This window comes from Anabaena sp. CCY 9910 (assembly GCF_963920875.1).
Lineage (GTDB): Bacteria > Cyanobacteriota > Cyanobacteriia > Cyanobacteriales > Nostocaceae > Trichormus > Trichormus variabilis.
The window spans coordinates 1-229 of record NZ_CAWUDJ010000156.1 but is presented as its reverse complement, the minus strand read 5'-3'; the positions used below and the strand labels follow the sequence as shown (position 1 = coordinate 229).

At 65.5% G+C, this 229-nt stretch carries 1 protein-coding gene; it reads left to right on the top strand.

The genetic code is table 11. The annotated features are described in order from the left end of the window. The coding region (locus ACM5QX_RS29670) for a hypothetical protein (RefSeq protein ID WP_414756780.1) at positions 1–229 on the top strand (229 nt) is incomplete at both ends.

Below are 229 nucleotides of genomic sequence, written 5' to 3'. Positions count from 1 at the left end.
CAGTTGCTGTTCCAACCGAACGAACAATTGCGGGTTCGGCTGTTCGCGGACTACGCCGACCTGACGCCCGACTGCTGCACCCAGGTCTATGTCACCGTCGGCCAGACGCTGAAGCCTGCGGCCCAGCAGTTTCCTGCTCTGGCCGCCGGTCGCGGCTACACGCCCGCCAGCACCAATCCCTACGCCCGCATCGCCGATGTCGACAGCGCCATTCAGGCCGACCAGATCC